Genomic DNA, 18,682 nt, shown 5'->3' with positions numbered 1-18,682 from the left:
AAGAGTAGGGGCGCTTAGAAACCAAGTTCACAAAGAGATAAAGGAAAGGACAAGAGCAAGCTCTTGCCCTTTGACCTTATCTTACTTCGTAGGCAAGTTTAATGCTTAAGTCATTTTGCTGATCTTTGTATCGGATATCGCAGAGCGAACCGGTATAAAGTGCAGTGAGAATGACCGCCGTGATGCAGACCACGACTAAGGCTGCGAGAGCCGTTTTTTTAGGCATAACTTGCCTCCTATGAAGTAAGAGGCTATTATCAAGTTGCTTATACATGGTAAAGGCCTCGTTTGAATTTATAGTTCATTCGGGGCTTTTTCATATCCATGTTTTGGCTAACGCTTCGACATGGGTATGTCTAAGCGCCCAGGAGCATTGTAACAAAATGCAGAGGGATGGCTACTCTGGTGATTGTTTAAGGGGAGAAGGTTAATTACAACGTTCGGCAAGGATAGGATTGGCATTGCCTTGTTGTTGTTTTATTCGTTGAGCTCGCTGACACTCCACTTTCGTTGTTGGGTATTGTTTGTCCCAAGCTTGCATTAACTGCCTTTGCGCTTTACTCATCGAGTATCGAGGGTAGAGCGCTTCAAAATATAAGTATGTGCGAGCAATCGCGCCACGTGCCTGCTCAGGCGGCTGCACTTTCCTACCATCAATAGGCACATCGCATTGACCAAAGCTGGACCTTGCATGGGGCAGCAATGTGAAGTTGTAGTTTTGCCTTGCCGCATTGACACTGCCAATTGCAGGGTAGAGGTTATACAGAACCGATGGCATCAGATGCTACTCGGTATTGACCTTTTCTGCCCACTTACGGCCTTTAAAGGCTTTTGCTTTCCTATTGACGCATTGGGCGTGTCCTTCGTGCTATTCAATAAAGGTTTGGCCAAAGTTTTCAGCGGGTACAACGTGCTCGGCTTCCCAGCGTTTCAATCGATTTTTGTATTGAGTTGTCTTAAACCCACCAGGGAGCGAGACGTCTTTTTTCGCGTTAAATGTGGCATCGGAATAGAGCGTTTTACGCAGCTCTGTGGTGGTGTACACATGCTGTTGCACGATCTTCTTGGCGGTGTTGAAAGAGGTAATGCTGGTATTGCCGAGTGGTTCTGCCACACAGGCTCCCGAGACGATAACCAGTAAACACATTCCGAAGATATGTCTTGTCGTCATACGTTGTTTTCACTCTTAAAGTGTATCTTTTCCCCAAAGGGCTTCCCAAGCTTGTTACTCTTCAATTTGCTCAATGCGATCTCGAATTTTTTTCAGCTCGCTTTGCTCTTTTGTGGGCTTTTTCCTTGAATAACCTGGCTCAGGCCTGCTTTTGAAAGGGGTGAAGGTCTTGGGTGTCTGTTATTGTTTAATCCTTGTTAGCAGTAAAGGAAACCTAGTCGTAAACTTCTCCTATTTCGGCTTCTTGAGAAATGGCGGCTTCTTCAATATTGCGCTGAGCTTCCTCTTGATAGGCTTGCTCCTGTTTGAGTTGTGGATATTGGTTGACCAGCTCGCTCACTGTCTCGCTTTTTATCGCTTGTTGAATGTGAACGGTTTCTGCTTTCATCTGCTCTTCGTTTTCAAAGTTCGTCTCTTGAGCATCCGTTAGCTTATGACGATCTTCTTCGTTCAGGTATAAGCCAGGCGCAACACATTCATGGTAAATTGCCTGTTCATATACTTTGCTCATTGCGGATGAAAGTACAATGGTGCGTTTATCAAACGCTGGACAAATGTCACTCATTTTGTCGAATTCTAGGTCGAGCCTAGTGATAAGATCAATGCCAGGAGAGCGCAGATAACATTGCAGGTCATCTAAGGCTTGGATTTCACTAGCAGATACGACAGGGCGTGTAATGGTTTGGTGGCCAAGAGAGACACCGTCACGCAAGGTATTTGCGCCGTAAGAGACATTTTCTTTTGAGACATCGACTTCTTGTTCACCCAAGTCTTTAGCAGAGATACGCGCCATAGGCTCAGACGGGGCTCGAAAGAAGAAGCGTGTGTTAAGTAAATCAAACATCTCTTCAGCGGCATTCTTACCATAGGTTTTGACGAGCTGCGCATACGACTGGATACCAATCAGATAGCATCCCCCAAACTTACGAACTTCGGCAATGATAGAGCCCAGCTCAGGCAACTTATGCAAGCTTGGCATTTCATCCATAATGACCCAGATACGACGTTCTTCGTCTTCTTTCAGTCCTAAAATGGCATTGGAAGCAATGGCTAACCACATCGATATCAGTGGTCTTAGTGAAGCATGTTGCTGCGCATTACTGGAGAGAAACAAAAAGCCTTTTTGGTTATCGTCTTGAACCCAGTTTGTGATTGAAAACTTTTGTCTGAGCTTATCAGGGCGCTCTTGGTGATTAAGACCATCCAAAAAGCGCAGGCTTTTGATGTAAGTGGCCAATACCGATTTGATGGAAATCGCGGTTTTCTTAATGTCCGTTGAGACAAGAGAAGCGGACTCTGTACCTTCTAAGAAGTTGCCAAGTGTTTCCAGCTCAGAAGTTAAGATCAAACTGAGTAATCGCTCAGTGGTGCAAGGTTTGTTATCTTGACTCATGCGATAAGCGGTAGAGGAAAAGATTGTTCTGGCAGAATCGACCCAGAACGGGTCGCCTTCACCATGTTGAGGGATTAATGCGGCGGCCATGTTTTCAAAATCCGGCGCCTCGATGGCATCACTCCATACATCCCAGTTAGCGCAGCGTTTATCAAAGGGGTTGAGGAGAACGTCGGTCGCTGGGTTGTAGAATTTACTAGTAAAGGTGCATCCCTTATCGTAGATGATGGCTTTATCGCCCTGAGCGCGTATCCAACGCACCAGTTTGCGGATCATGATGGATTTTCCCGCCCCTGTGGTGCCATCAATGAGTAAGTGCTGAACTTCGAAGTACTGCTTTAAAAGCGCATGACCATCGATTTTAAAACTCGATATTGACCCATCCCCATAGCCTCGTTTCTTCTTGGCTTTTGCTCGTGCTTTGAGCTTTTTGGTGATGGCTTCTGGCGGGGCTAAGCGAAAGCCTCGGATATGAATATCTTCACTCTGTTTTTCGCCTTGCTCTTTAAAAAAGCGTAAGGCGATCATGAAGATGGCCATGCCTATCACTAAAGCAATCAGAAAGTAGATTTGAACGTTGTGCCAAATGGTGGCGTGGATATCGAGGAGAACAGAGTTTTGCAGTTGATAGGCGAGGGTGTCGGTGTAGCGCTCACCTTCCCAAATGGTGGTGACAGGGCTATCGAGAGGCTTCCCTAGCTTTGCATATAGAACATTACGGAAGTAATAAAATTCGCCCCACAAAGCATTAGGAGGGGAATTTAGGTGCGTCAGTAACAAAGTGAGCGCAACTACGCCCCAACCAATGAATTTCACAAGTTTATTGTTCACTTGAAAGAACATGGTAATGGCGTGAAAGGTCACTTGTCCTCCACGAGTAAAGTGGTTGCTTTTCTTGCGTGTAGGCGTGTGCATAAATGCTCCTTTTTAGTAAAAAGAGAGTAAGGTGGAGTAGTTTAAATTCAGGTAAATAAGATATGAATGAGTAAAGCACTAACAAAGAAAGGGGGGCTTTCGAGCTAGAAAGCCCCAAGGGTAAAATTCAGTCTATGAAGGTTCTGGACAAAAACGCGTTAGGTATATCGCTCTAACGCGCCTTACTCAGATAAGAAAAAGTAACTTAAAATCTCAAATATTTGTTAAAATTGGCTCACCTTGCATCCCATTTTCTTTTGAGTTCGATAAAGCGTTCATCATCACCTAACTCACTATTAGCTTCTATCATTTGCTCTAAATAGTCCCCAATGCCGTAAGGCCATTTGTTAACATCATCAGGTAATACAATGTTCAGGAGTAACAATAGATCATTAGGATATTTTTTAAGTACGTTGTCATCATTCAGGTAGATGTGGTTAGCACGTTCGAATTTCGTTAAGAACGGAGTGATTAGGTTTACAATTTCAGGGAAGTGTTCTTCCGACCAAAATGCGATATCACAAAGGCGTTCTGATACAGCGGGGGATTTAGCAGCAAGCTGTTTTGGCCAAACATTTGAGATAAGTTCTCTGAATGCTAGTAACCAATGCTCTTTGTCTTCACTCTCTCCATGCCTAGCTTGCCATAATATTCCACACCTAAAGCCATCACTTGCTTTAATTAATACTTCTTTTAATTCAAGATCAGATACCCACCTTTTATCCTCATCCTTAATTTTCCAAGCTGAGAAAATTAATCCCACAATAGCATCCTGATGACCTCGGGTTTCAACTTCTCCTGAATATGCCAATTCCAGAATACTTGGCTTCAAAATGGTGAATAGTTCTTTCCCGCGAACTTCTCCCCATAAAACACCAGCCCAAAATGCCTGACGATCTTCTCTGGAAGAAGAGTTTAAGGTAGAAAGCAAGTTACGTTGAGTCCAGTCAGGATCAACCCAAAAGCACCAACTTAAACTGCGGCTAAGTATAACCATTGCGTAACGATGTAAATCATTAGGTAAAGCTAATAATTGGTTGAGTAATAACAATAAATCCCCAGTGAAGCACTCTCCAGATTCAAAAGTACGGCCATACTGTGATTTCAGTATGGCACTGGTTAAGTTTCCAGTTGGTGAGTTTATTGACTCCATGGCCCAATCAGGAGCTTTACTACCTCGTATTATTGAAGATTCACCGTTAGCAGGTTGTATCGACATTGCATCAACTAATTTAAACGCTAATTTATAGTATGTAGCATAATAATTACCAGCAAGTACGCTAGTAGACTGCTCAAACCAGCTTGATACTGAACGAAGTATTTTTGCCAAGTCATTACTGGTAAAACCAGACAAACGCTCTGCAATTAACACCATAAATCGGGGTTTATCATTCTTACGGGCTTCAGCATAAAGGAAAGTATCCCAAGCCCAGTCCACAATGTTTCCCTTTTTTGCCGAACAAGTTAAAGCGCTGAAAGCTCGAATCGGTTTTTCTTGTGATAAACCTAGAAATGGGTCTTCATCAATCAAAAAATCAGCTTGTCTACCAGATAATTCATATGCTCTTTCAAGGATTGAGTCTATTGGTTCATCTGCTAACAAAGAATAGTCTGTATTTTTGGTTACAATACCGCCGCGAACTTCAAAAGAGCACGCTGCATCTTTTGCATGCTCAGGCTTCCATTCCGGCGCATCATCTCTTAGCCTATCAACTAACTTATCCGTTGCTATTGTTAACTCACAACCATTTTGTTTAAGCCAAGTTACTCTATCCAGAATATTTCTCGCTTTCTGTTCCTTAAATCTACTTTCATCTTTGGTTTTCCAAAGTTTAGGTCCTTGCAATATTCTATTTTCTATTGTGGAACGGCGACATTGGTCGAGTTCTTTCCATCTAGCTACGAAAGCTAGAAGCAAGTCTCTAGCATGATAACTATCCCAAAATGCTTCGTCTGAAAGTTGATTTAAAGTAGTAATAATACTTTCATTAGGCACAAGATTGGTTTTCCCTAACGCCCAAATCTTTAACCTTGCAAAGATAGTACTGTCATCGCATGGCCACCTTGAAAGCTCCTTCCGAGCAGCATCAAGGTCAATCAAAACTAATTTCTCTAAGTAAGAAACAAACAGCAATACCCATGCAGATAGACCGTAAGTTCGACTATACGAATCCTCTGTTTTCTTCTCGGGTGTTAACGAACAACTCAGGCTCAGGCCATATCCTCCTATTTCTTTTTCTAGTTCAACAGCAAGCTCTAGATTACGTCTCAGGACTTCAACGGTACGAATTATCCACTCATCAGGAATTTCTAGCCTTCTTGGTAGTTCTGAGTAATGGACATCTAAATGAATTAAGTCTTTTAAACTAATCTGCTCCCAGTTGATCTCATTCGGGGTGCGGAAAGGCGGCGAGACCTTGATGAATGGTTTCGTTACCTTTTCAAATTGCCGTAATTTTCTGGGACACCAGCCATTATTCTTTATTGCTCTTTCCAGAGTAAACCAATCGCGGTGTCCTCCTTTATCAGTTTGTTCAAAGCCATCCAAAACATAGCTCCATGCCTCATTGAGTGTACTATCCATATCTTTAGAACGACGCTCACATTCTGACTTAAGTACAAACTGAACCCAAGGATGAAGACATTGCTGCTTCGTAACCCACCAGATTACTTCTGGCTGTTCCGCCACTCTGCTCAACCAATATGTTAATGCGTTGAGCCTTTGAGGCAGGGTTGAAAACTGAGGGGAACTGGAATCATCCCCTCTAAATCTTATAGAACGTTGGTCTTGTGTTCCTTTAATGTCTTGTGAGTTAAACTCAAAAGCATCCCATGCTCCTGTGGGAACTTCACGTTTGTTATAAAAGTCATTAGGGTCAACATGCTGTGGTGTATGATCCGAATCCAGAGAGTAAAAGTGAAATGGGTCTACCATCTCAGTTAGGTTTTCTGCACCGGATAAATTTTTACGAGGAGTTTCATATCTCAATTCAGGATCAAACACATGAAGCCAAGTGGCAGGAGCTAGTATTTCACTATTAGCAAACTTTTTGGCTCCTTCGGTTGTAGAAACAATATGTGCAATCTGACCGCGTTCAAAGGGCAGTAAGAGGTGAGGCCCCATTCCAGCTTTTGTGATTATTCCTTGATACCATGCATCCGGATCAGAAGCCCGCTCGGCCCAAGATTCCAAAGTGTTCCAAAGCGCGATATGTCCATTTGTATCGTCATACGCAATCGCTTTTACCCCTTTATGGTGCCACTTTGAGCTAGCGTAACTTTCATCACCAGATTGAAATGCGTATATATCGTTGAGATGGCTTGAGCTTTTATTGAGTGCTTCTAACAAATACTGAATTGGCGGATCGTCCGCAGAATAACCGACAAAAACTACGACATATTTTTCCAATATCCCTTTGACAAATGAGGTAGCCCAACCATTAGCCAAGTAAGCATCACCAAATTCAGAACTTGAGAGGACAAAGCCGTTGCTTGCAGCACCTGTACCATCCTCGTTTACTTTGCCATGAAGGTATACCGTGCCATTAAAATCAATTGGATGATTAAGATCAGGCAGTCTTGGGGGCATAAAGGTATTTATATCTGGTTTGCAAAGATCAAATAAGCGATCAAAGTTAGTTGTTACCAAACGTACGATACCATCGTTCGTTGTAGCTAGTTTAAGCATCGTTTGATGTGCGCTTAGGTCAACTTCTCCCTCAGGTGTGAGAGCCTTAGCTACTGATTTATATATATCTCTCGTTAAGAACTCTCGCTCCAGCAAACCAAATATTCTATCAGCCGAAACTACCCCTTCCACGCCAGTACTAGCGGTTATTTCTTTAGCAGCCTCTATAAGCTTCAAGGCAGGGCTGCTGGTTTCTACACCAAGCTCAGATGTTACAGATGAAGCTAGCCCAAAAAAGTCGGCAAATCCCGCTTTTGCTCTTGAAACACCTGCACCACAAAAAAATACCACCCGACCTTGGTCTCTGGCTAATAAGAGTTCATCAGGTATTGAAGGTCCATTTTCGAGGAATCGCATCATGTTTCCTTTTGTGTTTAAAGTTCTAACTTTTAGGTGTTGTGACTTAAGCGATAATTAATCGCATCAATAGCGGTGTCAGTGCTCCTATTGGTAATAGCGGCATTAAGAACACTAATATGATTACAATATCATATTTAGCTTAGAAAGCTCTGACGAAATGCCCTTTGTTCGGATAAGAAAAATTAAGTCAAATGGCTGTTTGTAAACTCGAGGAGCAGAAGTAAGGCAGCGCATTTTGGGGCACTTCTGAGTTACGAAGTGCCAACTGTGAAAGTTCTGGATAATACTGAGTTACAGCATCTTCTAAATTAGTTAATCGTGGATTGCCTTTGGTGTAGCAAAGTTGTAACTCATGTGTATCGGCGGGACAAGCAGGAACAAAGACAAGCGTTTCTTATTTACCCAAAGAATTCTAATCACCGCAAAGTTACATTGATAAACAACTCAACAAATAGTGGTATCTCTTATTATTCGCATCGCACATGTAGTGTTTACCAGTCTTCACAGACACAGTATATTGATAGGGAGGATTGTTTTACCAAACAATGCCCCCATGTAATACATGGACTTAACTACATGAGGGTGACATATGACGGTAAGACGGGATTTCAGTGTGTTTTTGGACAACTTGAAGATCAAGAACAAGAACAAAATTTCGAGTCGCTATGAAAGCATCACGAAGAACCTCAATGAACAGTTTCGAGGTTTGGAAAACGACAAGACAAGTTACAGTCTTCAGGCTGGATCGTATGGTCGTTACTCTGGAATCCAAGGTATTTCTGACCTTGATATGCTCTACATACTCCCACCTAGCACTTGGCCTACCTACCGCAAAGACCCATCAAAGGCACTAGACCACGCCAAAGATGCTATCAAGAAGACATACAAGACAAGTAAGGTAAAAAAAGACCGCAACGTGGTGGTAGTTGAGATGCAGGACTTTACCTTTGAGGTGGTGCCCGTATTCGAATGGCAGGGAGTTTTCAAATATCCTGACACATATAACGGCGGCTTATGGCGCAAGTGTAACACTCGTGCTGAATTACAAGCATTTAGGGAGTTGAACACCGAGCGTAAAGACAACCTACGTAAGCTTGCGAAAATGATTCGTGCTTGGAAGGCCAGAAACGATATTCAGATGAGTGGCTTTCTGATTGATACTCTCTGCTACAACTTCTTCAAAGATAACACCGATTACGACAAAGCTAGTTTCGGTAGCTTTGACAAGATGGTGCGAGATTTTTTCCAATACCTCACCAAAGAGCCAGAGAAAACGTACTACTACGCATTTGGCAGTAACTCCCAAGTCGGTATAAAGAAAGCATTCCAAGCTGATGCGCAGATAGCGCTGGAAAATGCCATTGAAGCCATAGAAGCCAGAGAGAGCGGCTATGAGGATAAGTGCAACCAGCGATATAAGGCTATTTTTGGCACTAAGTTTCCTAATCGTGAAGCCAAACAAGCGGCGGCGGTTAATGAGCAGTTTATCGAGGAACTGTTCGATCTGGATATTACCAACCAAATTATCATTGATTGTGAGGTTAAAAGCGACCTGATGACCAGAATGTTGTCATCAATAAAATTTGTTGGGGAGCGAATTCAGCATCAACGGAAACTGCACTTCTTTGTAAAACAAACCGACATCGGAGAAGATTATGAGGTGAAGTGGAAGGTGCGTAACCGTGGGGATGAGGCTGACAAGCTGAGGAATCACCGTGGTGAAATCATGGATGATGACGGTAGCAAAACTCGTATCGAGACCGCTAATTTCTATGGCGATCATACGGTTGAGTGTTACGCTATCCGCAACAATACGGTGATAGCACGACATGAAATCACCGTCCCAATCGAATAGGAACAATAGTTTATGACGGAACAGACGATTAAGAAGCAAGTGGCTAGAGAGTATTACAACGTACTCTACAGCGCCAAGCTTCATTTTGCGTCATTCGATATCTGCGAAAAGCTTCCTACGATTATTAGCGTAGTTTCGCTGTCTTTTGGTGTGCTTGGTTTGGCATTTGCAGAGTTCAACAGCAAGGCTTTAGCGGCTCTGTTGCTTATTATCGGTATTATCGGGATCGTCCTTAAGCCAAGAGAGCTTCAGAAAGAGCAGTATGAAGCGACAGGGATTAGCTTGACTGATATCAGCAAGAAACTAGAGCGCATTTACTGCGAAGTTGACATACAAGATACCAACTCTGTTGCCAAAGCAAGAGCTGACCTAGCTCAAGTGCAGGCTGATCATCGAGCTGTTGACACCATGTCTCCTGTGTTGCTGTCCTCATGGTATGCCCATTACAAAGTCTTTTCTGAGCACAATAGCGACTGGATGAGCACTGAACTTGCTCTCGGCTTTAATGACAAAGTTCCTCTAAGCCTGCGTGCTGTGGTCATTGGTGCCATAGTAGCTGCCTTGCTATGGCTAAACCCATTTTGTATCACAAGCAAGACTTGGGCATGGGTTTCTGAGCCTTGTGTGGGATGCTGGCAAGAACAACCCGCACCGGAATCACAATCAGCTTTAGTCAAAGATGCCACACCAGAACCAAATCCGGATAGTGAAGCGACTAAATAACAACATGGGGGACACGCAATGTGTCCTTTTTGCAATGTCATGAGCGCCAATGCCGGAATTGCCCTAAGCGGATAATGGGTTTGATGTCGCTCTTCATTCATAAATAACATCGTTTTCGCCGTTTCAATGTTCACATAGATGGCGATAGCGAAACCAACTCAGCTAAACACATCATGAGTTAATCCCTCGGTCATTGCCCAGCCAATAGATACCTAGTAAGGCCTTGGATTTGTCGATACATTTCGATTAGGAAAAGTAGTTCGTTCCTCTATTTGCTTCCTGCTAATGACAAGTCTATCTAAAACATATAGGGGCACAGGCTTTTCAGGAGAAAAGCCTGTAACAGCTCCTATCTCTCAGCAGTCTGTTTTCTCAGACAACCTCAGAGCGTCTTCTAGCTCAACGCCGAGGTATCGAATTGTGTTATCAAGCTTCGAGTGTCCAAGTAAGATCTGTACAGCCCTGATGTTTTTCGTTCTGGCATAGATTAAAGTGGCTTTGGTGCGACGCATGGAGTGAGTACCGTAATAGTCAGCATTCAATCCAAGCTTTACAGCCCAGCTCCTGATAATTGAACGATAGAATGAGTAGCTGATGGGTTGCCCAGAGCGTCTGCTACTCGGAAATAGAAAACTGCTTGCCTCTAGGGATGCTGCAAAAATCCATCGGCTAATACTTTGCTGTGTTCTTGGTGTTATCTCATAGTGGACATCGGTGCCCGTTTTTTGCTGGATGCACTGAACCCTGTCATAGATAACTCCTTGCGAAGACACATCGTAAACGTGTAGCTTTAGCAAATCACTCGCTCTTAACTTGCTATCTATAGCTAAGTTCAGTAGCGCGAGCTGCATTAAATCGTTTTCAATCTCCAGCCTAGTTCTGATCCGCCAGATTTCTTCAAGCTTAAATGGCCTTTTTATGCCACTGCATTTTCCAGAAGAAAACTTTCTCATGATGACCTCCTCTCAGTGTTTTTGGTCAACATGAAGTTTGGCAGTCACATTTAGTAGGGTTCAGGAAGATCTGAAACGTTGGTGGATAAAAACGTTTTATAGACGCCTGTGGGCATTTGTCTATTTCTGCTAAAAACTCTTCATAATTAATTGGCTTCATGTCATTGTTCGCCGAATGCAGCTTTTCGAGGTTGTAATACCTCATGTAGGCTGAGACATCCTCCTTCATATGCTCTCTGGTTGGTGCACTTTAAACAACCAGTCGTGCTTTAAACTTCCGAAGAACCGCTCGACCACGGCATTATCCCAGCAAGCACCGACATCTCCAATGCTCGCCCACATGCCATAACCCTGTAGTTGTTTGCGATATTGTCTGCTCGGATACTGGGAGCCCCTATCGCTGTGTAACACAAGCCCCTTTGCTGGTCGCCTCAGGTTACGTGTATTTGTCAATATCTTGCTAAATTAGTCTTTCATGAATAACTATGAATGCGAGAAGTCTCTTAACTTGTAGTTCAGCTCATCTGGCGCAGATCTAACCGGTACATCATCGTCAGTTGGAAATAGTAAGAATCTCAAATAAATAAAAACACCCGTAATACTTGTTAATTTCAAAAGGTAACATTTTATAAATGATCGTGTAACAACGTGATAACCAGGGGTATTATCTCTGTGTTCTTGATTTGAGTTGCATATCGTGACCAAACTCTGAACATAATATTATTTTTGAGGATTTGAATATGAACGGAAAACTAAGAACTGCTTTGGCGCTAAAACTTCAGAAGCAAGATATCTCTAACCAACCTCCAAGACTCGTACGATCAAATGCTGCCTTTGAATCGAATCCAGTCCCGTCAATACCACACAAAAAAGAGTCTCGCTAACTAGCTTGCTCCCCCACTCAATAAGGCACTCAAGAAAGTGTATCAGTTAAGGAGTCAACTGAGAAAAGGAATTGTCTATGAATAATATACAAAACAGTCTCTATGACTTATACGATATTAAAGGTGTGAGTCTTTCAAAAGAATACAAAGATTGCATCGAGAAGTATTTAGTATCTGATTTGTCATTCACTTCTGAGATGATGAATGGGTTGGCTCGAACTATTTTTCAAAATAAAAAGATGATGGCTTACTACCTTTTGCACAACGCGATAGATGAAGCTAAAGGTGCAGCAAGGTTGCGAATGATCGCAGAGCGGTATGCTGATGATGAATTAAGGCAGCGTATGTTGCGTCATTATAATGATGAAATGAACCACTCTACGCTGTTTGCCAGTCTTATTCCTTTAACTGGGTACGAGACAGAAACACATGAACATGAAGTTCAATTTGAGTTAGACAAAGTCATGAACTTTGACGATGACCTTAAGACATTCCTGTTTCGGGTTCACTCTATTGAAATACGTTCATGGCGTTTACTTGTACTACATTTGGCCATCATTGATGAGTCGGACGATGATTACATGAAACAAATGCGTCCAACGATTCAAAAAATCTTAGAAGATGAAATGCAGCATGTGTGTTACACCGCACAATATGTAAGTTGTTGGTTACATGCTGAGCCACACCTAAGTAAAGTCTTTATCGAATGTATAACCCACACGAACAAAGAAACATGGGACGACCTTTCTTCGATGGCTTTGTTCATGCGTGACCATATTCAAGATTTTCTTTTGGGATCGGTAGCTTAAATGACCGACTTGCTTCGACTTTTAACATCGCGGAGTGCATTCGCGATGTTGGTGATTATTGCTATCGCGTCAGTAATAGCGAATACCGGATGGCGAGTCGTTATGAATAACTTTGCCGTCGATACTGTTGGTATGACTGGTGCTGGTGTGGGTGTATTGCAGAGTGTTAGGGAAATCCCTGGTTTACTCTCATTCACCGTATTGTTCCTGTTGTTCATTGTCTCTGAACAAAGAGTCGCGGTACTGTCGGTTGCAACATTAGGGCTAGGTGTTGCAGCAACCGGCTTTTTGCCTTCGATTTATGGCTTCTATTTCAGTACGACTATTATGTCTATTGGTTTCCATTACCTAGAAGCGGTAGACAAATCACTGTCAACACAATTGTTAGCTACCGAAAGTTTTAGTGAATCAATGGGAAAGATTCGCTCCACCGCATCTTTCTTCTCGATGGTGACTTTTTTAGGCATTATGGTCGCTAGCTATCTTTTTGATGTTTCCGATAAGGCAATTTTCTTTACTTGTGGGGCAATATGTTTCTTGCTGGCGGTCTATTTGGTCACGTTTCAAGAAACTCATACAGAGGTTAAGCAACGCATCAAACTGCTTATACGACGCGAGTACACGACGTATTACATTCTGACGTTTTTGAGTGGGGCAAGAAGGCAAATCTTTGTCGCATTTGCTGGCTTACTAATGGTTACCAAGTTTCACTATACGATCGCGATGATGGCCGCTTTATTTATGATATCTAGTTTAGCAACGACTGTTGCTCTACCTTATGTCGGACGCTTTATTGACCGTGTAGGAGAAAGGCAAGGTTTGATCATTGAGTATACAACGTTAATGTTGGTGTTCTTATCTTACGCATTTGTAGATGATCATTATGCGGCAGCCGGACTATACGTTGTCGACAGTATCACTTTTAGTTTTGCGATAGCCCTAAATACTTATTTTAAAAAAACAATTAGGGAAGATGAAGTGGCTTCAACTGCGAGCTTGTCATTCACCATTAACCATATTGCAGCGGTGTTCCTACCGTTTTTGTTGGGAATCATTTGGATGTCTGGTTATCAATGGGTGTTTGTTGTAGGAGCAGTGATCGCTTTGACCAGCCTCTTGGTGTCGTTGACCATAGGCACGAAACTGCATCAGCGGTTTAATGGGTTTGATGAGTTACAGAAACAGTAGTAGATGCTAAAAGATCGACTAAATTTGCCAGTTGAAACCATCACATTTTTTATGCACTTTTGAAAACATGTATTTCCCATTCGTTTGATACGAAACACGCTTTGGGGCAAATATGGTTTAGGGTACTCTCCGGCTTTTTGGTGGTTTTTATGTGTAGCTTCGGCACACCTGGACATAGTCGATTCGGTTACGGATTGTACTATCTGCATTATGGTGGGCTGGGCAGCTTCGGCTAGCCGTATCCTTGGAAGCGGTAGAACTAACCCTGTTCAGTTCACCACCCGAAGATTAGTCCCTTTGAGTGGTGATTATATGTATCATTCCAAGGAGGTCAGTATGACTAATCTAACTATCCTTTCCAAAAACATTCGTGTACTCGACAACTTGTACTCGCTGAATGATCTACATAAAGCGAGTGGTGGCCATCAAAAACACAAGCCTGTTCAATTTCTTCGCAATCAGCAAACCCAAGAACTGATTAATGAAATAGACCAAAGCAGGAATTGTTGCTTTCGTGAAAAATCCCAAAGTGCGAATTCACACTTTGCCGTAAATACCAAGCGTGGCGGTTGTAATTCTGGTACCTGGGTATGCAAAGAACTGGTCTACTCATACGCAATGTGGATTAGCCCCAAGTTCCATCTCAAGGTGATTCGTGCCTTTGAGAACATAAGTAACCATCAAACACCGCCACTACCGTCTCCAATACCCTCGTCTGACTTCTCACTGAATGATCTCATCTACGAACTCGCCCAAGTCAAAAACGTCACCACCCAGAATATCCACTTTCATTACAACTCGGTCTTCAACACCAACGCTTGGTCACAAGAGCAAGGCTTCGAGCATGCGCTAGCAAAAAGAATATTAAAACAGGATTTAGCCAATGAGTTACGTACTCAGTCACCTCAATTGCAGCGACTTAAACAACAAGCCAAACAACACGGCTTAACGCTAATAGATGAGCAAGAATACCAAGGATTTCAAGGCCGGATGCGGATGCAACAGCAGCAGATTGATAGGCTAGCCGATGATGTTATGGCCTTAAGCCGAAACCACAACGCTCTGATGAATCAGGTGTTGTGAAGCGTGGAAAGAAATCACTGCGTGACACCGCAAGCGTCACGCAGTAAGCAGGGGCTGAAGAGGGTATTCGTTGCATGGAAGACAAAACACCGACATAGCTAGGCGGTTTTCTGTATTCAACTAATAACGTCAATAGGTATGATTTATGGGGGGCTTACTCGGACAACGATTCCTGTAGTGAATACGGGTATAGGCCCACTTTTATCGATAGAGAAAGCGGTAGGTGCAATCTCTATTGTCCAGTTTTTCTCGTTACTTTCGCATGCAAATAACCCAAAATATTGCTCAGATATAAATAAAGCTTCTTGAATGCTCTTAGGGTTATCTGAGGCTGGAACGGATGTGTGTGCTGAAGAATATAAAAAGGATGTTGAATTTTTATACAGCACCCATGTATTGGTGCCTGAGTCATAAAAGAATTCCCCTTGGATATTTCTTAAACGATGCAATCTCCCTTTGCAATATCGGTGTGCGTAGATAAGAGGCTTCATTAAATGCTCTGTGTCTAGCGGACTTGTAAATGCTAGGTAGCGTATATCGTTTTCCCAATAGATGTTTGCATTACTCTGAATCTTTTGAGTTACTGAATGAAAAGTATTACGAAAGAGAAACACTTCTTGATCCCCACTGATCGGTACTTCAAGTCCCAATAAGGTTGGAGTTAGTGTCGCTTTAAGGTAATCATAGGCTGAGCTAAAATCATTAGCAGTGTGTGAAACGCACGCATTTAATGAGAAGCAACTTAATATAACTGCGAATGTCTTTTTCATAACAGGCTCTCCATGAATAAACTTAGATTCTGCGCGCATTGCTACTTATAGTGTATGCCTGTATAAATAAACAGTGATGGTTATCCATTGCTTTTGGAATGGGTATCATATAACTGATATCCCTCATGAGGGGGCCGGTCCGTATCCATTTTGGGTGGCGAGATAATCTTATCGTCTACCGTTTTCTTAAGGTCTGCATTCGGATTAGTGGTTGAAGTGACGTTCTGCTCAGCTTCGTTTTGCATCTGTCCTCCGGCCACTAACGCATTGCCTTTCACGTTACGGTAAATGTCATTGTCATACAGCTCGTTACTTCCTTGGTAGTTAATCATATCGATCGTTACCTCCTCGATCTTACCTTTCGCTCTTTCTGAGCCACTGTTGACCCCGGCTTTCTGCTCACTAGTCGAGGTTGGCATGTTCCCCAGGTTGCGAGGTTGGTACATATCAGCCAGAGCCTCGATATCACTCTTGGAGGTGGATACCCCGAAAGCTTTCTGGAATTGGTTTGTACGTGTGTAGTCATCAAATTCTCTACGCGCATCTTTCAAATCTTCTGGCTTAGTGGCGTTCATTAGGCGCGTGATTTCTCCTTTATCATCAAACTTCGACTCTAGGTATTTTTGGAAACCTGTTACCGCACTGGCACTAAAGTTGACCGAGTTTGTATCAAGGCGAGATTGAATGTTCTGCAAGCTATCCACTTCCGCATTCGATTCGCTGACCGATGCTGCGCTGCTTTGCAGACGTTGATGGCTAAGCGCAAAGTCATGGGCGTATTGCTCCACCGCGCTGCGGTTATCTTTGGTATCAAGCGTGCGACCTGCTCGCTCCATTGAGGTCGCGCCTTCACTGTATTGCTGCGTCGCTTGTTCAAGAGCTTGTTTCTGCTCAGCGCTCATGTTGCTGTACGCCTCACGTTGGTCGGTGCTCCATTGAACGCCGGCACTGGCGCCACTGCCAAGCACAGTTTGACCTGGCGTACCGATGGTGACACCTGCATTGGCTGAAATGGCATACGCTCTGGCTTGGTTATGTGACCAGCCCATCGTCTGTGAGATGTTATCGATGGCGGACTCCATCTTCGAGTAAGATTGGCTGATTTGACCTTCGGTAGCGGTGCTATGGCCATCCCCATACGAGAGGCTGCGTGTCCAGTTATCGTTCCAGCGGTCGCTTTGCTGCATGCTGTTGGAGAAGAAATCGGTGAAGGTATTCATACTCTGCTTTTGCGCGGTCAAGGCACTGGAGTATTGATCGTGAATGCTGTTTTGTAGCATGCTTGAGGTTTGGGCTGACCACACGGGCCTTGAGATGGCTTCTTGTGCGTTATAGAGCTTGCTTCCATCATCATTTTGTAGAGTGGTGATGGAAGCGCCATCTGGTTGTTGAATGGTCGCCATGCCGGTTCTTAACAGTATGTTGTCATCAAACTTATTGGCACTGGTGTTATTGAAACTGTGGTTTTGCATCTGCAAATTGCCAAAGTCCATATTACCGGTTGAGCTTGCCGCGCTGACCCGGGCGTTGGTGCTGTTAATCATTCCTGCCAACTGGTAGTTCATGGCTTGCGCCGCTGCAACGCCGCCTTGCAGCACTTTTCCGGCCAAGACCGGAATGGTCATCATGAGAAAGCCTGCCATGTAGCCAAAGCGTGAGTGGAGCTCATCAAGGGCATTCGCATTAGAAAGGGAGAGGCCATTCATAGGGTCGGCGGTGGCGTTTGATGAGAGTTCCAATGGCCAAACCATCAGGACATTTAAAATCGCGAACAGTGGAGGCCAGGTCGCTAAATACGCAAAGGTCTTGATGTAGTTGACCAAGACCATTTTAGTGAGTGCTGGAATGAGCGCGGCGGCGGCAATCATAAAGCTTAAGCAACTGAACAGGAAAAACAGCATGGTATGCATCATGGGAATGAACTCACGTGCTTGCATGCCAAGTGTTGCCCACATCGAGGTTTGCTGCATTTTGTTGGAGGTGTAGGCGTAATTCATGGCACTGGCATTCGGGTTGAGCGCATGAATGCTGCGGCGCATCGCATTTATCGTCATATTTTGTCGAAGCACGTCCACGGCGTTATTGCTGATGCCAATAAAGTCCTGATAACTATTTTGCAGCGCACTGCGAACGTGAGGGGCATAGGTCGCCGCTTTGGCTCCATGAAGATACGTGCCAATCAGATCAAGCTCCTCTGCGGACGCGACGCCGAATTGGCTTTTTAAGTCCGGATAGATTTCTCGGCAGGTTTTAAAGTCCTGACTCATGCCGTTTATCATGACGCCGCGAAGGGGGCTCATTGATTGCCCATCTAGAAAACCAAAAATATCAGGGGCGCTCAGTAAGGCTTGCCAGGTGTATTTACGATTGATTTCGATGTCCCCAATAATGCAGTTTTTGAAAAAGTCATTCCAAGTTCGGCGCACTTCAATATCTCTTAAATCCGCTTGTCTGGATAACTGATACAACTCTGATCCAAACATCATGCCTGCCCGACCGTAACGTTTATCGTCGGTGGTCATAAAAATGGTTTCAACGGCTTCGGTTACACCCATCATCAGGGTGCTGAAAAACCAAGTGGGGACGGCGACAAGATAAGGCACATTGTCCACGGAATAGATGCCGCTTGGTTCGGTTTTGTCGATGATTTGGACGCGTGCGGTTTGTTGCAGCAGCATCGACGGGACAAGGGTAAAGATAATCGCCCAAACATAAATATGTTTGGTGTTGCGTGTGGTAAAAAAAAGCACCATGGTCATAATCGCCCCAATCATTAAGGCGATGGAGGTCATGGAGGCAAAACTAGCCGATTGAAAAAACGCGGCGATGGCGTTGAGTGCGCGTTGAAGCGTCTCGCCTTGGGTGTAAACGTAGTATTCGAGAGTCATGA

The 18,682-nt window shown here is 43.7% G+C and carries 13 protein-coding genes and 1 pseudogene; 5 read left to right on the top strand and 9 right to left on the bottom strand.

Annotated features, from left to right (window positions below; all coding sequences use genetic code 11):
• Positions 1–76 precede the first annotated feature (76 nt).
• The 5 genes from VV1_RS24050 to VV1_RS18215 all read right to left on the bottom strand — a co-directional run bounded on the left by VV1_RS24050 (position 77) and on the right by VV1_RS18215 (position 7,524).
• A complete protein-coding gene (locus VV1_RS24050; protein ID WP_118894345.1) occupies positions 77–226 on the bottom strand; it encodes a Hok/Gef family protein in 150 nt (49 codons plus the stop codon).
• A 201-nt stretch (positions 227–427) separates the two neighbouring features.
• Positions 428–778 (bottom strand): endonuclease, encoded by a 351-nt coding sequence (locus VV1_RS25315; protein ID WP_011081601.1) that lies wholly within the window; start codon positions 776–778, stop codon positions 428–430.
• A 90-nt stretch (positions 779–868) separates the two neighbouring features.
• Entirely contained in the window at positions 869–1,114 is a 246-nt protein-coding gene (locus tag VV1_RS25310; protein WP_232475371.1) for a hypothetical protein, read from the bottom strand.
• Positions 1,115–1,385: 271 nt separating this feature from the next.
• Positions 1,386–3,479, bottom strand: a complete 2,094-nt coding sequence (gene traD, locus VV1_RS18220; RefSeq protein WP_011081599.1) for a type IV conjugative transfer system coupling protein TraD — start codon at positions 3,477–3,479, stop codon at positions 1,386–1,388.
• A 235-nt stretch (positions 3,480–3,714) separates the two neighbouring features.
• On the bottom strand, positions 3,715–7,524 hold the full coding sequence (locus tag VV1_RS18215; protein ID WP_043921150.1) for an SIR2 family NAD-dependent protein deacylase: 3,810 nt from the start codon (positions 7,522–7,524) through the stop codon (positions 3,715–3,717).
• A gap of 592 nt (positions 7,525–8,116) precedes the next feature.
• On the opposite strand from VV1_RS18215, the gene VV1_RS18210 reads away from it, so the two are divergent.
• A complete protein-coding gene (locus tag VV1_RS18210) occupies positions 8,117–9,382 on the top strand; it encodes an SMODS domain-containing nucleotidyltransferase (RefSeq protein WP_011081597.1) in 1,266 nt (421 codons plus the stop codon).
• Between the two features lie 12 nt (positions 9,383–9,394).
• Entirely contained in the window at positions 9,395–10,105 is a 711-nt protein-coding gene (locus tag VV1_RS18205; RefSeq protein ID WP_011081596.1) for an SLATT domain-containing protein, read from the top strand.
• A 356-nt stretch (positions 10,106–10,461) separates the two neighbouring features.
• On the opposite strand, the gene VV1_RS18200 is transcribed toward VV1_RS18205, so the two are convergent.
• Together VV1_RS18200 and VV1_RS24045 are read right to left on the bottom strand one after the other, a co-directional pair.
• Positions 10,462–11,058, bottom strand: a complete 597-nt coding sequence (locus tag VV1_RS18200) for a tyrosine-type recombinase/integrase (protein ID WP_043921149.1) — start codon at positions 11,056–11,058, stop codon at positions 10,462–10,464.
• Between the two features lie 139 nt (positions 11,059–11,197).
• Positions 11,198–11,520, bottom strand: a pseudogene (locus tag VV1_RS24045) (integrase core domain-containing protein); the annotation flags it as partial.
• Positions 11,521–12,019: 499 nt separating this feature from the next.
• Here VV1_RS24045 and VV1_RS18195 point away from each other — a divergent pair.
• From VV1_RS18195 to VV1_RS18185, 3 genes are all read left to right on the top strand, one after another.
• Positions 12,020–12,751, top strand: coding sequence for a GTPase (locus VV1_RS18195; RefSeq protein WP_043921148.1), 732 nt, complete (start codon positions 12,020–12,022; stop codon positions 12,749–12,751).
• A 45-nt stretch (positions 12,752–12,796) separates the two neighbouring features.
• Positions 12,797–13,939 carry an MFS transporter gene (locus VV1_RS18190; RefSeq protein ID WP_043921250.1) on the top strand — a complete coding sequence of 381 codons (1,143 nt, stop codon included), beginning with the start codon at positions 12,797–12,799 and terminating at the stop codon, positions 13,937–13,939.
• A 336-nt stretch (positions 13,940–14,275) separates the two neighbouring features.
• The gene (locus VV1_RS18185; RefSeq protein WP_043921147.1) at positions 14,276–15,022 is read left to right on the top strand and encodes a KilA-N domain-containing protein; all 747 of its coding nucleotides are present in this window, start codon (positions 14,276–14,278) and stop codon (positions 15,020–15,022) included.
• A gap of 143 nt (positions 15,023–15,165) precedes the next feature.
• Here the strand turns inward: VV1_RS18185 and VV1_RS18180 are convergent, their stop codons facing one another.
• Both VV1_RS18180 and VV1_RS18175 read right to left on the bottom strand, forming a co-directional pair.
• Positions 15,166–15,792 (bottom strand): hypothetical protein, encoded by a 627-nt coding sequence (locus VV1_RS18180; protein ID WP_043921146.1) that lies wholly within the window; start codon positions 15,790–15,792, stop codon positions 15,166–15,168.
• An 80-nt stretch (positions 15,793–15,872) separates the two neighbouring features.
• Entirely contained in the window at positions 15,873–18,680 is a 2,808-nt protein-coding gene (locus VV1_RS18175; protein WP_011081590.1) for a conjugal transfer protein TraG N-terminal domain-containing protein, read from the bottom strand.
• Positions 18,681–18,682: the final 2 nt, after the last annotated feature.

Origin of the sequence: Vibrio vulnificus CMCP6 (assembly GCF_000039765.1) — a bacterium.
GTDB classification, from domain to species: domain Bacteria; phylum Pseudomonadota; class Gammaproteobacteria; order Enterobacterales; family Vibrionaceae; genus Vibrio; species Vibrio vulnificus_B.
This window is presented reverse-complemented; position numbering and strand designations above follow the sequence as displayed.

Bases quoted from the DNA above. Each gene is read 5' to 3' on its own strand.
- VV1_RS18190 (WP_043921250.1), top strand. From the start codon at position 12,797: ATGTTGGTGATTATTGCTATCGCGTCAGTAATAGCGAATACCGGATGG.
- VV1_RS18200 (WP_043921149.1), bottom strand. From the start codon at position 11,058: ATGAGAAAGTTTTCTTCTGGAAAATGCAGTGGCATAAAAAGGCCATTT.
- traD (WP_011081599.1), bottom strand. From the start codon at position 3,479: ATGCACACGCCTACACGCAAGAAAAGCAACCACTTTACTCGTGGAGGA.
- VV1_RS18195 (WP_043921148.1), top strand. From the start codon at position 12,020: ATGAATAATATACAAAACAGTCTCTATGACTTATACGATATTAAAGGT.
- VV1_RS18205 (WP_011081596.1), top strand. From the start codon at position 9,395: ATGACGGAACAGACGATTAAGAAGCAAGTGGCTAGAGAGTATTACAAC.
- VV1_RS18185 (WP_043921147.1), top strand. From the start codon at position 14,276: ATGACTAATCTAACTATCCTTTCCAAAAACATTCGTGTACTCGACAAC.
- VV1_RS24050 (WP_118894345.1), bottom strand. From the start codon at position 226: ATGCCTAAAAAAACGGCTCTCGCAGCCTTAGTCGTGGTCTGCATCACG.
- VV1_RS18215 (WP_043921150.1), bottom strand. From the start codon at position 7,524: ATGCGATTCCTCGAAAATGGACCTTCAATACCTGATGAACTCTTATTA.
- VV1_RS18175 (WP_011081590.1), bottom strand. From the start codon at position 18,680: ATGACTCTCGAATACTACGTTTACACCCAAGGCGAGACGCTTCAACGC.
- VV1_RS25315 (WP_011081601.1), bottom strand. From the start codon at position 778: ATGCCATCGGTTCTGTATAACCTCTACCCTGCAATTGGCAGTGTCAAT.
- VV1_RS18210 (WP_011081597.1), top strand. From the start codon at position 8,117: ATGACGGTAAGACGGGATTTCAGTGTGTTTTTGGACAACTTGAAGATC.
- VV1_RS18180 (WP_043921146.1), bottom strand. From the start codon at position 15,792: ATGAAAAAGACATTCGCAGTTATATTAAGTTGCTTCTCATTAAATGCG.